The organism is Haemophilus sp. THUN1691, from assembly GCF_059704425.1.
The window spans coordinates 1,595,933-1,610,032 of sequence record NZ_AP046578.1; the positions used below are offsets into that span (position 1 = coordinate 1,595,933).

Genomic DNA, 14,100 nt, shown 5'->3' on the forward strand with positions numbered 1-14,100 from the left:
AATTTAAAATAATTAAAAGATATAAAAATATAATTCTGCCTGAGACTATCAAAATTTGAATGAAATTGCCAGTAAAAATCCAATTTTAATGGGATTTTTGTGATCTTTTGTGCAATTTTATGTTTAATTTGTACCACCAACAGTAATTTCATCAATTTTTAGTGCGGGCTGTCCAACACCGACTGGTACACTTTGCCCCTCTTTACCACAAACTCCTATACCTAAATCAAGTTCGGATTTATCCGCAACCATAGAAATCTTTTGCATCACTCCAATGCCACTGCCAATTAAAGTTGCGCCCTTCACAGGTTTCGTAATTTTTCCTTTTTCAATTAAATAAGCTTCTGAAGTGGAAAATACAAATTTACCAGACGTAATATCCACTTGCCCGCCACCAAAGTGCGGTGCATAAATCCCCTGTTCTACAGAAGCAATCAAATCATCAAACTGACTTTGGCCAGCAAGCATATAGGTGTTGGTCATTCTAGGCATTGGTAAATGAGCATAAGACTCACGTCGTCCATTTCCCGTTGGAGCCACGCCCATCAAACGGGCATTCATTTTATCTTGCATGTAACCTTGCAAAATCCCGTCTTTGATGAGTACATTGCACTGGCTTGGCACACCTTCATCATCAATAGTTAATGAACCTCGACGATTTTCAATCGTACCATCATCCACAATCGTACATAACGGTGAAGTCACTTGCTCACCAATCTTACCTGTGAAAAGTGAACTTTCTTTACGATTAAAATCCCCTTCTAAACCGTGCCCTACAGCCTCGTGTAACAACACACCAGGCCAACCAGCACCTAATACAACTGGCATTAATCCTGCAGGTGCTGCAACTGCACTAAGGTTTACTAAAGCTTGACGAACCGCTTCTTTAGCAAATCGTACTGCTCTAGTATCGCCATCAATCACTTCAAAGAACCAATCTAAACCGAAACGCCCACCAGAACCACAACTGCCTCGTTCACGTTTGCCATTTTCCTCTACTAACACAGAAATAGATAAGCGAACTAAAGGGCGAATATCTGCTGCTAGCGTACCATCCGTCGCCATGACTAATACTTCTTCATAAACGGAACTAAGACTTGCTGATACGCGGGTTACGCGATGATCTTCTGCGCGTGCTGTACGATCAACTAAATGTAATAGCTCAATTTTTTTCTCTTTAGTCAAACTTTCCAAAGGATTAATCGCCGCATAACGAGCAATAGGATTTACAACATTAAAAGCGGATGGCGAAATCAAATTCCCCTGTTTGACTTGCGCGATTCCCTTTACCGCCTCCGCACATTGCTGCAAAGAAGCAAGATTAATTTGATCGGCATAAGCAAACCCCGTTTTTTCGCCAGAAACTGCCCGCACACCAACGCCACGATCAATATGAAAACCGCCTTCTTTTATAATGCCGTCTTCTAATACCCAACTTTCATCTTGGCTAAGTTGAAAATACAGATCGGCATAATCAATATTACGATGCGACATCATGTCGAAAATATTGAGCAATGCTTTAGTTGAAAGATTACTTGGTGTCAGTAATGTATTTGAAACTTGGTTTAACATATTTTTTCCAGTCTAAAAGTAAATATCTTGTAAGAGCTTGTGTCCGTTTGGGTCAACCGCACAGATTAAAATCGCATTAATAAAGTGCGGTTGATTTTGAGGTTATTTTTCCAAATGCGCTAATCCAAATTGATACAAAGCATTCTTCTTATAACCATACAACTCAGCAACAATAGCCGCCGCTTTTTTTAGCGGTAATTCCTCTGCAATTAATTCAAGCGCCTTCACCGCTTGTGGGGAGATTTCATCGTTATTGTCAGACTTTGGTTTGCCTTCAACAATCAAAACCATCTCGCCTTTTGTACGATTGAGATCTTCTAAAAGCCATTCTCGTAAATTTTTAATCCTATTACCCGTAATCGTTTCCCAAGTTTTAGTAATTTCGCGGGATAACACAATATATCGTTCTTCCCCTAGCACCAATTGCATATCTTCTAGCGTATCTAAAATACGGTGAGTGGATTCATAAAAAATCAAAGTGCGGTCTTCTTCTGCGATATTTTCTAATTTATCTCTGCGGGCTTTACTTTTCGCAGGTAAAAAACCCTCAAAACAAAATCTATCAGAAGCAATCCCCGATGCGCAAAGTGCGGTAATTGCCGCACACGCCCCGGGCAAAGGAACAACGCGGATTCTAGCCTCACGACATTGGCGCACTAAATGAAAACCAGGATCACTAATTAATGGCGTCCCCGCATCAGAAATCAAAGCAATATTGCTACCTTGCTTGAGTTTTTCCACCAAAATATGGGCTTTTTCTTGTTCATTGTGATCATGCAAAGCAAAAAAGGGCTTCTTAATGCCGTAATGGCTCAATAAAAGGCCACTATGGCGAGTATCTTCTGCTGCAATTAAATCCACTTGAGCAAAAGTATCTAAAGCACGCTGGGTAATATCCTGTAAATTGCCAATCGGCGTGGCAACAATGTATAAAATTCCGGTTAAATCAGTCATTTTTGTTTGCTTTTAAGTTATGAGATAAGTAAGATCTGCCACAACTATTGTCTGTTCATGATGGAGCAAGAATGTCTATTCTATTACAAGGCGGACGTTTTAAAAAACGTTTAATGCCAATTTTATTGTCAATGGCCTTAGCTGGCTGTTCAAATCTACTTGGCAGCAGTTTTACGCAAACTTTACAACAAGATGCGAATGCAAGTTCTGAATTTTATATGAATAAATTAGGACAAGCACAAGAACTTGAAGATCAACAAACCTATAAATTGCTCGCGGCTCGCGTGTTAATCAGTGAAAATAAAGTTGAACAATCAGAAGCTTTATTAAGTGAATTAGGTGAATTAAATGATGCGCAAAAATTAGATCGTGCATTAATTGAAGCGAGAATTTCTGCTGCAAAAAATGCTAATGACGTCGCGCAAAATCAATTACGTGCATTGGATTTAAATAAATTGAGCCCTTCACAAAAATCTCGTTATTACGAAACCTTAGCTATTGTTGCTGAAAACCGTAAAGACATCATTGAATCCGTAAAAGCGCGGGTAAAAATTGATGAGAATTTAACGGATGTACAACGTCGCCAAGATAATGTTGATAAAACTTGGGCATTGTTACGTTCAGCAAATACTGGTGTAATCAATAATTCTTCAGATGAAGGCAACGCGGCTTTAGGTGGTTGGTTAAACTTAATCAAAACCTACAATGATTATATTCGTCAACCAGTTCAATTAAGCCAAGCATTGCAAAGTTGGAAAAATTCTTACCCAAATCATGCTGCCGCAACGTTGTTCCCAAAAGAATTGCTTACATTGCTTAATTTCCAACAAACGAATGTGTCACAAATTGGTTTACTATTACCATTAAGTGGAGATGGACAAATTCTTGGTACAACCATTCAATCCGGTTTCAACGACGCTAAAGGTAACTCAACCATTCCAGTGCAAGTATTTGATACCTCAATGAACTCTGTACAAGATATCATTGCGCAAGCAAAACAAGCGGGGATTAAAACGTTAGTGGGTCCATTACTAAAACAAAATCTTGATGTGATTTTAGCGGATCCAGCACAAATTCAAGGTATGGATGTGCTTGCGTTAAATGCGACACCAAATTCTCGTGCAATTGGGCAACTTTGCTATTATGGACTTTCACCAGAAGATGAAGCAGAATCCGCTGCAAATAAAATGTGGAATGATGGAATTCGTAGTCCACTGGTTGCAATGCCGCAAAATGATTTAGGACAACGAGTTGGTAATGCCTTTAATGTACGTTGGCAACAATTAGCGGGCACCGATGCGAATATTCGTTACTATAATTTACCTGCGGATGTTACTTATTTCCTTCAAGAAAATGGTTCAAATTCAACCGCACTTTATGTGGTCGCTAATCCAGATGAATTGGTTGAAATGAAAGGCTATTTAACGAATAGCGCACCAAATTTACGTATTTATGCAAGCTCACGCTCAAGCTCCAATACAGCAAGCAGCAATCCTGAGTTTGTCGCTCAAATGAATGGTGTTCAATTTAGTGATATTCCATTTTTTAAAGAAACCAATTCACCACAATATCAAAAATTAGCCAAAACAACTGGCGGTGAATATCAATTAATGCGTTTATACGCAATGGGTGCGGATGCTTGGTTACTCATCAACCAATTTAATGAATTACGCCAAGTACCGGGATATCGCTTAAGTGGCTTAACTGGTATTTTAAGTGCGGGTACAAATTGTAATGTTGAACGCGATATGACTTGGTATCAATATCAAGATGGTGCGGTTGTACCGGTCGCAAACTAATGTTTTCTTTAAAACGTCAACAAGGGGCGAGCTTTGAGCATCAAGCTCGCCTTTTTTTAGAATCAAAAGGCTTAAAATTTATTGCGGCCAATCAAAATTTCAAATGTGGTGAACTTGATCTTATTATGAGTGACAAAGGAACCATCGTTTTTGTTGAAGTTCGCCAACGTTCTCATAATACCTTTGGCTCGGCAATAGAAAGCGTAGATTGGCAAAAACAACAAAAATGGTTAGATGCTGCAAATTTATGGCTAATGAAACAAAACATGAGTTTAGAAGACGCTGATTGTCGTTTTGATTTAATCGCCTTTGGCAAAACGCCCCAAGATATTCAATGGATTCCTAATTTTCTCGATTAATGGCTTTTTATGATGTTACAAAAAGTAAAAGATATTTATAGCGAAAGTATTCAAATTCAAATTGCTGCGTCTAGCATGCTTTCGGAAAATATTGCTAACGCCACTCAAATGGTGATGCAATGTTTGCTAGGCGGCAATAAGGTGATCGCTTGTGGCGTCTCGCGTTCTTATGCCAATGCACAGTTTCTCGTATCTAACTTACTTAATCGATATGATTTAGCAAGACCGAGTTTTCCCTCTGTTCTATTAAGTTTAGAAAGTGCGGTGGGTTCTTCTCTTGTTTTTGAACACTCGCCTGAGGAATTGTATTGTCACCAATTTAATACCGTTGCCAAACCTGGTGACTTACTTATCGCTTTTGCGCCTTTAGGAACAGAGAAAATCGTGCTAAACACTATTTCTCATGCAGTAAATAAAGAAGTTAATGTCATTGCACTCACTGGCTCTAATAACGATGCAATTCAAGGAATTTTAGCAGATAGTGATTTAGAAATATCAATTCCAGCGACAAAAGAAAGCCGAGTCCTAGAAAACCATCTTTTTGTTATCAATGCCCTTTGTGAATTAGTTGACCATACATTGTTCCCAAGTGCTTGACAGCAAAATCAATCAATCTCAAACTAGCGGTAATTTAATCTCAAAAGGAGTTAATTATGACATTATCCCCGTTAAAAAAACTGGCTATCGTGCTTAGCACAACATTCTTTTTACAAGGCTGCATCGTTGCTGCTCTTGGTGGTGGCGCCGCAGCAGCTAAAGTAGGCACCGATCCTCGAACTGCTGGCACACAAGTAGACGACGAAACACTCGAATTCAAAGTAGAAAATGCCGTTGAAAAAGATGCCCAAATCAAAACTGAAGGTCGTGTAAATGCCGTGTCTTACAATGGTCGAGTACTTTTAATCGGTCAAGTGCCTAATAGTGGTGTAAAAGACACTGCCGCAGATCTTGCAAAAGGCGTTGAAGGTGTCAATGACATTTATAACGAACTGACTGTTGGCCCGAAAATTTCTTTTGCACAAATCAGCAAAGATAGTTGGATTACCACTCAGGTCAAATCAAAAATGTTAGTCGATGGTCGAGTTAAAGCAACCGATGTTAAAGTTATTAGCGAAAATGGAGAAGTTTTCCTACTCGGTACATTGACTCATGCCCAAGCTGATGCAGCCGCAGATATTGCGAGCAAAATCAGTGGCGTGAAAAAAGTAATTAAAGTTTTTAAATATCTCAACTAATCTTTAAAGTGCGGTAAAAATTCAACGAATTTCAACCGCACTTTTCTCATTTTTACAAGTAAAAAATTTGATTTTTTGCTCTTTCGAAAAAACCATTTATTTTTAAATAAGTTACCTATTGTCAATAATTCAAGCAAAAAATTTATTGCTTGATCTCAAGCAAAAAACACATTACCTTGTGCGTAATTTTATTACAAACACTATATCTTGTGTTTAACATCGCCATAATAACAAGGGTCGTACAATGAATAAAAGCTTAATGGTAACCAAGCGTGATGGCACGCAGGAACAAATCAATCTTGATAAAATCCACCGTGTTATTACATGGGCAGCAGAAGGTCTAGACAATGTATCTGTTTCCCAAGTTGAGCTTCGCTCACACATTCAATTTTATGAAGGCATTCGTACTTCTGACATTCACGAAACCATTATTAAAGCAGCCGCAGATTTAATCAGTAAAGATACGCCTGATTATCAATTTTTAGCTGCTCGCTTAGCGGTTTTCCATTTACGCAAAAAAGCCTACGGTCATTTCGATCCCCCTCGTTTATACGATCACGTCAAAAAATTAGTACGCATGGGAAAATATGATCATGCCTTATTGGATGATTACACCCGTGAAGAATGGGACACAATGGACGGATTCATCGACCATTGGCGTGATATGACGTTCTCTTATGCTGCAGTGAAACAATTAGAAGGTAAGTATTTAGTTCAAAACCGTGTGACTGGAGAAATCTACGAGTCTGCACAATTCCTCTATTTACTGGTTGCCGCAAGTTTATTCTCTAAATATCCAAAAGAAACGCGTTTAGATTATGTAAAACGTTTCTACGATGCAACATCTACCTTCAAAATATCCTTACCAACACCAATTATGGCGGGAGTGCGCACACCTACTCGTCAGTTCAGCTCTTGCGTATTAATTGAATGTGATGATAGCTTAGATTCAATCAATGCAACGGCATCCGCTATTGTGAAATATGTTTCACAACGCGCGGGAATTGGTATTAATGCAGGTGCAATTCGTGCATTAGGTAGTGAAATTCGTGGCGGTGAAGCATTCCATACAGGATGTATTCCATTCTATAAATATTTCCAAACCGCGGTGAAATCTTGCTCACAGGGTGGTGTTCGTGGCGGTGCTGCGACACTTTATTACCCTATTTGGCACTTAGAAGCAGAAAGCTTACTTGTGTTAAAAAATAACCGAGGTGTAGAAGACAACCGCGTTCGTCATATGGATTATGGCGTCCAATTAAATAAATTGATGTATCAACGTTTAATTAAAGGTGGTGAGATTACTTTATTTAGTCCATCTGATGTACCTGGACTGTATGAAGCATTCTTTGCCGATCAAGATAAATTTGAAGAACTTTACGTAAAATACGAACAAGATCCAACTATCCGTAAACGCACCGTTAAAGCCGTTGAGATTTTCTCTTTATTAATGCAAGAACGTGCATCAACAGGCCGTATCTACATTCAAAACGTAGACCACTGTAATACCCACTCTCCGTTTGATCCACAAGTAGCACCAGTTCGCCAATCTAACTTATGTTTAGAAATCGCGTTACCGACGAAGCCGCTTGAACACATTAATGATGAAAATGGAGAAATCGCACTTTGTACGCTTTCCGCATTTAACTTAGGTAAGATTGAAAACTTAGATGAATTAGAAGAACTTGCCGATCTTGCAGTGCGTTCACTTGATGCATTATTAGATTATCAAGATTATCCTGTTGTGGCGGCAAAACGTAGTTCACTTGCTCGTCGCGCATTAGGTATCGGTGTCATTAACTATGCTTATTACCTTGCGAAAAATGGTGTTCGTTATTCTGATGGTTCAGCTAACGATTTAACTCACCGCACTTTTGAAGCCATTCAATATTATTTATTGAAAGCCTCTATGAACTTAGCAAAAGAGCAAGGTGCTTGCGAATACTTCAATGAAACCACTTATGCAAAAGGCATTTTACCTATTGATACCTATAAGAAAGATTTAGATGCCTTAACACAAGAGCCTCTACATTATGATTGGGAAAGCTTGCGTAAAGATATTCAAGAATTTGGTTTACGTAACTCAACATTAACCGCCTTAATGCCATCAGAAACATCATCGCAAATTTCAAATGCGACTAATGGTATCGAGCCGCCGCGTGGTCATGTAAGTATTAAAGCGTCAAAAGATGGCATCCTAAAACAAGTTGTACCTGAGTACGAAAACTTAAGCGACAACTACGAATTACTTTGGGATATCCCAAGCAATGATGGCTACTTACACCTAGTCGGTATTATGCAAAAATTCGTAGACCAAGCGATCTCCGCCAACACCAACTACGATCCAAAACGTTTTGAAGATGGTAAAGTGCCAATGAAAGTGTTGTTAAAAGATCTTTTAACCGCTTATAAATATGGCTTAAAAACCCTTTACTATCAAAACACTCGCGATGGCGCTGAAGATGCTCAAGAAGATCTTGATGACGGCTGTGCTGGTGGGGCTTGTAAAATCTAACTATTTACTTTCAAATTATTAGCGGGCTTTAGTCCGCTACTTGTAACCTATTAATTACTATTGGCAAAATTAAGGTTGCCAAAACGGGGAACAATATATGGCATACACCACTTTCTCACAAACCAAAAACGACCAATTAAAAGAACCAATGTTCTTTGGTCAAAACGTTAACGTTGCGCGTTACGATCAACAAAAATATGAGACGTTTGAAAAGCTCATTGAAAAACAACTTTCTTTCTTCTGGCGTCCGGAAGAAGTAGATGTGTCGCAAGACCGTATCGACTATGCCGCGTTACCTGAGCATGAAAAACACATTTTCATCAGTAACTTAAAATATCAAACCCTATTAGATTCTATTCAAGGCCGTAGCCCGAACGTTGCATTATTGCCGTTAGTGTCTATTCCTGAATTAGAAACTTGGATTGAGACTTGGACCTTCTCTGAAACCATCCACTCTCGCTCTTACACCCACATTATTCGTAATATCGTGAACGATCCATCTATTGTATTTGATGACATCGTGACCAACGAAGAAATCATCAAACGTGCGCGCGATATTTCTTCTTACTACGATGATTTAATCCGTGACAGCCAACTTTACAGCCTATATGGTGAAGGCACTTACACTGTAGATGGTAAAGAATGTGTGGTGACATTACGCAACTTGAAAAAACAACTTTATCTTTGCTTGATGAGTGTGAACGCACTTGAAGCGATTCGTTTTTATGTATCCTTTGCTTGCTCCTTTGCCTTTGCGGAGCGTCAATTAATGGAAGGTAATGCGAAAATCATTAAATTTATCGCACGTGATGAAGCGTTACACTTAACGGGTACGCAGCATATTTTAAATATTATGGCTGCAGGTCAAGATGATCCTGAAATGGCAGAGATTGCAGAAGAATGTAAACAAGAAGCCTATGATTTATTCTTAGCGGCTGCAGAACAAGAAAAAGACTGGGCTGATTATTTGTTCAAAGACGGTTCTATGATTGGTTTGAACAAAGACATTTTGGTGCAATACGTGGAATATATCACCAATATCCGTATGCAAGCGGTCGGTCTTCCATTGCCATTTGGTGCTCGTTCTAACCCGATTCCATGGATTAACGCATGGCTTGTTTCTGACAACGTACAAGTGGCACCACAAGAAGTGGAAGTGAGTTCTTACCTTGTTGGTCAAATTGACTCAAAAGTTGATACGAATGATTTTGGGGATTTCGATCTCTAATTAAAAACACACAAGAAAATAACCGCACTTTGGAATATTCTTTTTAAATATTTAAAGTGCGGTTAATTTTTTGTTCATTTTAAAAGGCTTTCTAACACAGAAAGCCTTTTATTTCTTAGATTTCCAATAATAATCTTGTTGGATCTTCCAATAATTCTTTAATCGTTACCAAGAAACCAACAGATTCACGACCGTCAATTAAACGATGATCGTAAGATAAAGCAAGATACATCATCGGGCGAATCACCACTTGACCATTAAGCGCAATCGGGCGTTCTTTAATAGCATGCATTCCTAAAATTGCACTTTGTGGTGGATTGATAATTGGGGTGGACATAAGAGAACCAAACACGCCGCCATTTGTAATGGTAAAATTGCCGCCAGTGAGATCTTCTACAGTCAATTTGCCATCACGACCTTTTTCAGCTAATGCTTTAATTTGTTTTTCGATCTCTGCCATACTGAGCTTATCGCAATCGCGAAGCACTGGAGTGACTAATCCACGAGGAGTCGAAACCGCAATACTAATATCAAAATAGTTATGGTAAACAACATCATCGCCATCAATGGAAGCATTCACTTCAGGATAACGTTTTAATGCTTCCACAACCGCTTTGATATAAAAAGACATAAATCCTAAACGAACACCATGCTGTTTTTCAAATTTTTCGCCGTAGGTTTTACGCAAAGTCATTATCGGTTGCATATCCACTTCATTGAAAGTAGTAAGCATTGCTGTACTATTTTTGGCTTCCAGTAAACGTTCAGCAATACGTTTACGCAAACGGGTCATTGGCACACGTTTTTCTGAACGTGCACTATAAGCTACCGTACTAATTGTATTTTGCTCAGTGGCAACTTCTTGTTTCGCTTGCAGTGCTTGTCTTTTTGCGATTTCACGTTCAATGTCTTCACGCGTTAAACGGCCGCCAACACCCGAACCTTGAATTTGATCTGCTTGTAAATCATGTTCTGCTAATAAACGACGAATAGCAGGTCCCTGATCCGCATTATGATTATGACTATTTTCAATTTCTGCATGTTGACGATCAGATGGTGTAGGTTCATTCGTTGCTTTTAACGTCTCTGAACTAACATCCCCTTCTTGAGCCGTAGAAATTTTGCCTAGCAACTGTTTACTCACCACAGTTTCGCCCTCAGCTTGAACAACTTCTGCCAGTACACCATCAGAAAGTGCGGGTACTTCTAGCACGACTTTATCCGTTTCAATTTCTACAATAACTTCATCACGTTTAACGGTATCACCTACTTTTTTATGCCAAGTAGCAACGGTTGCATCTGCAACTGATTCAGGTAGGTCTGGAACAAGAATTTCAATGGTCATTTTATTTTTCCTTATCTCTTAACTTAAAGTGCAACTTATTGCACTAAATTACTCTTTTACTTTTTATCCAGGATGCAACAAGTACACCTGTAAATTTATAAAAATATCTTAATTTCTAACCGCACTTTATAGGGTTAAGGCATCTTCCACTAACTGTTTTTGCTGTTTAGTGTGAAGCGACATATAACCCACAGCAGGCGAAGCTGAAGCTGGACGCCCTGCATATTTGAGTTTAACGGATTCTGGAATTGCTGATTCAAAATTATGTTTGCTGCAATACCAAGCCCCTTGGTTAAGTGGTTCTTCTTGGCACCATACATAATCCGTGACATGCGCATAAGGCTCAAGCACTTTCTTCACATCCTCATGCGGGAATGGATAAAGCTGCTCAATGCGGATAATCGCGACATCTTTCTGATTATTCGCACGACGTTGTTCAAGTAAATCGTAATAAACTTTACCTGAACACATTACCACACGTTTTACACCTTTAGGATCAAGCTCGTCAATTTCTCCAATTACCGTTTGGAAAGCTCCATTAATCAACTCATCTAAACTGGATACAGCCAATGGGTGACGTAGCAAAGATTTTGGAGAAATGGCAATCAATGGACGACGCATTTTACGTAACGACTGACGGCGCAACATGTGATACACCTGTGCTGGCGTTGATGGCACGCAGACTTGCATATTTTGTTCAGCACAAAGTTGCAAATAACGTTCAAGACGAGCAGAAGAATGTTCTGGCCCCTGTCCCTCATAGCCATGAGGCAATAACATAACTAAACCACACATTCTGCCCCATTTTTGTTCGCCAGAGCTAATAAATTGGTCGATAACAATTTGTGCACCATTAGCAAAATCGCCAAATTGCGCTTCCCAAATGGTTAACGTTTTTGGATCTGTTGTTGCGTAGCCATATTCAAAAGCGAGTACTGACTCTTCTGAAAGTACAGAATCCCATACTTCAAAACGACCTTGATTGGCGTGCAAATGTGTTAATGGTACATACCCCGTACCATCATTTTGATTATGCACAACGGCATGACGATGGAAAAAGGTTCCACGCCCCGCATCTTCACCTGATAAACGAACATTAACACCTTCATCAAGTAAGGTTGCATAAGCCATGGTTTCAGCCATACCCCAGTCGAGCAATTTCTCGCCTTGATACATTGCTTTACGATCATTATAAATTTTTTCTACACGAGGATGCGCACGTAAACTTTCTGGATATTCACATACACGTTTAGCAAGGGTTAAAAAACGCTCCTGTGAAAATTTACTTTCATACGGCGCAGTCCAATCATAGTTGAGATATTGCAACCAATCCATTTTTGCCGTATCCATTTCTCGCCATTCTGATACGACTCGATCACCGTTATCTAGCGCATCGCGATAATCATTCGCCATCTCGGTAACTTGTTCTTCAGTCATCACGCCTTCTGAAACTAAGCGATCTGCATAAACTTTACGAGGTGTAGGATGTTTTTTGATGATGCTATACATCATTGGCTGAGTAGCTAATGGCTCATCAGCTTCGTTATGACCATGACGACGATAAGAAATCAAATCAATAAAAATATCTCGTTTAAATAAATTACGATATTCCACAGCCATACGCGCAGCAAAAGCAACAGCTTCAGGATCATCACCATTAACGTGAATAATCGGCGCTTGAATCATTTTCGCGATATCAGTGCAATACTCTGTGGAACGTGTGTCATTCGGATTAGATGTCGTAAAACCAATTTGGTTATTAATCACAATACGAATCGTGCCGCCCACACTGTAACCTCGAGCATTTGACATATTCAATGTTTCTTGAACAACACCCTGCCCTGCTACAGCGGAATCACCATGTACTGTAATCGCTAAAACTTGACTACGCGTTGTATCATTAATACGAGTCTGTCTTGAACGTACAGATCCCACCACTACTGGGCTTACAATTTCCAAATGAGATGGATTAAATGCCAAAGTTAAGTGAACTCGCTTATCATCCACTGCAAAATCAGAAGAAAAACCTTGATGGTATTTCACATCTCCCGTACGTTCACTAGAATGTTTACCCGCAAATTCATCAAATAAATCCTCAGGCTTTTTACCTAATACATTCACGAGCATATTCAAACGCCCACGGTGTGCCATTCCCATTACCACATCATTTACCCCTTGGCGGCTGGCATGACGTATAATTTCTTTCATTAATGGAATAAATGCATCACTTCCTTCTAAAGAAAAGCGTTTCGCCCCTGGGAATTTTGCCCCTAGATAGCGCTCTAAACCGTCCGCAGCGGTAAGTTCACGAAGAAAATTAACACGTTCTTCAGATGTAAAAAGCGGTTTATCTAACACGCTTTCCATTTTACTCTGGAGCCAAGTTTTCTGTGCCATATCCTGCACATGCATAAACTCTAAGCCAATTGAGCCACAATATGTCTCTTTCAACATTTGAGCTAACTCACCAAGTTTAATGGTATCGCGTTTGTAAACGTAATGATTAATATTGAAGGTTTCATTGAGATCTTGTTCAATAAAACCATGATGACGATAATCTAATTCAGGGACGGAAGATACTTTCCAACGATAATAATTGAGGGGATCGAGATTAGCCTCTAAATGGCCACGAAAACGATAGGCATTGATAAATTGTAGAATTTTCACCAATTTTGCACCAGCAGCAGGATCTATTACTGTCACTGCTTCATTATGATTTTCTCGCGCCAAACGACGAAAATAATCTCGTACTGGTGTATGAGGCTGTTCAAGTGCGGTCATTTTTGGTAAAGAATCAAAAGTGGCTCGCCAGCTTTCCTCCACCGACTGAGGATCACTCAAATAGCTTTCATAAAGCTCTTCTATATAAGATTGATTTGCACCGCCTAATGCTGTGCTAGCTAACCAATCATCAAATGCCTTGTTTTGCTGCATAATTACCTCTTTATTATGATTATTTGGAACGATATTTTTCGCTCCGTTTTTTATGCATTATACATAGGATTGAAAAGGAAATAAGCCTCTTATCAGAAATTGTTACAGATTTGTGATCTGACTCAAACTCTTTCCTTTTTCAGATAAAAAAAGCCAATA

Annotated in this window: 10 protein-coding genes; 6 read left to right on the forward strand and 4 right to left on the reverse strand. The window is 39.2% G+C overall.

Annotated elements, in window-relative coordinates; all coding sequences use genetic code 11:
• Positions 1-123: 123 nt before the first annotated feature.
• Both tldD and rsmI read right to left on the reverse strand, forming a co-directional pair.
• Positions 124-1,572 carry a metalloprotease TldD gene (tldD, locus tag AC6H0J_RS07700; protein ID WP_497513400.1) on the reverse strand — a complete coding sequence of 483 codons (1,449 nt, stop codon included), beginning with the start codon at positions 1,570-1,572 and terminating at the stop codon, positions 124-126.
• A 102-nt stretch (positions 1,573-1,674) separates the two neighbouring features.
• Positions 1,675-2,526, reverse strand: coding sequence for a 16S rRNA (cytidine(1402)-2'-O)-methyltransferase (gene rsmI / locus AC6H0J_RS07705; protein WP_497513402.1), 852 nt, complete (start codon positions 2,524-2,526; stop codon positions 1,675-1,677).
• Positions 2,527-2,597: 71 nt separating this feature from the next.
• Between rsmI and AC6H0J_RS07710 the strand changes: the two genes are divergently transcribed.
• The 6 genes from AC6H0J_RS07710 (at position 2,598) to nrdB (ending at position 9,662) form a co-directional block, all read left to right on the forward strand.
• The gene (locus tag AC6H0J_RS07710; RefSeq protein WP_497513403.1) at positions 2,598-4,325 is read left to right on the forward strand and encodes a penicillin-binding protein activator; all 1,728 of its coding nucleotides are present in this window, start codon (positions 2,598-2,600) and stop codon (positions 4,323-4,325) included.
• Entirely contained in the window at positions 4,325-4,684 is a 360-nt protein-coding gene (locus AC6H0J_RS07715) for a YraN family protein (RefSeq protein ID WP_497513405.1), read from the forward strand. The genes AC6H0J_RS07710 and AC6H0J_RS07715 overlap by 1 nt, the downstream gene beginning before the upstream one ends.
• A 12-nt stretch (positions 4,685-4,696) precedes the next feature.
• The gene (locus tag AC6H0J_RS07720; protein WP_497513595.1) at positions 4,697-5,281 is read left to right on the forward strand and encodes a D-sedoheptulose-7-phosphate isomerase; all 585 of its coding nucleotides are present in this window, start codon (positions 4,697-4,699) and stop codon (positions 5,279-5,281) included.
• A gap of 56 nt (positions 5,282-5,337) precedes the next feature.
• Positions 5,338-5,919 (forward strand): division/outer membrane stress-associated lipid-binding lipoprotein, encoded by a 582-nt coding sequence (gene dolP / locus AC6H0J_RS07725; protein WP_497513407.1) that lies wholly within the window; start codon positions 5,338-5,340, stop codon positions 5,917-5,919.
• Between the two features lie 244 nt (positions 5,920-6,163).
• Entirely contained in the window at positions 6,164-8,434 is a 2,271-nt protein-coding gene (nrdA, locus tag AC6H0J_RS07730; RefSeq protein ID WP_497513409.1) for a class 1a ribonucleoside-diphosphate reductase subunit alpha, read from the forward strand.
• A 97-nt stretch (positions 8,435-8,531) separates the two neighbouring features.
• Positions 8,532-9,662: a class Ia ribonucleoside-diphosphate reductase subunit beta gene (gene nrdB, locus AC6H0J_RS07735; protein WP_065249677.1), complete on the forward strand. Its 1,131-nt coding sequence runs from the start codon at positions 8,532-8,534 to the stop codon at positions 9,660-9,662.
• Positions 9,663-9,777: 115 nt separating this feature from the next.
• Here nrdB and odhB read toward each other — a convergent pair whose 3' ends face one another.
• Together odhB and sucA are read right to left on the reverse strand one after the other, a co-directional pair.
• A complete protein-coding gene (gene odhB / locus AC6H0J_RS07740; RefSeq protein ID WP_497513411.1) occupies positions 9,778-11,007 on the reverse strand; it encodes a 2-oxoglutarate dehydrogenase complex dihydrolipoyllysine-residue succinyltransferase in 1,230 nt (409 codons plus the stop codon).
• Between the two features lie 126 nt (positions 11,008-11,133).
• Positions 11,134-13,941 carry a 2-oxoglutarate dehydrogenase E1 component gene (gene sucA / locus AC6H0J_RS07745; RefSeq protein ID WP_497513413.1) on the reverse strand — a complete coding sequence of 936 codons (2,808 nt, stop codon included), beginning with the start codon at positions 13,939-13,941 and terminating at the stop codon, positions 11,134-11,136.
• Between the last annotated feature and the right edge of the window lie 159 nt (positions 13,942-14,100).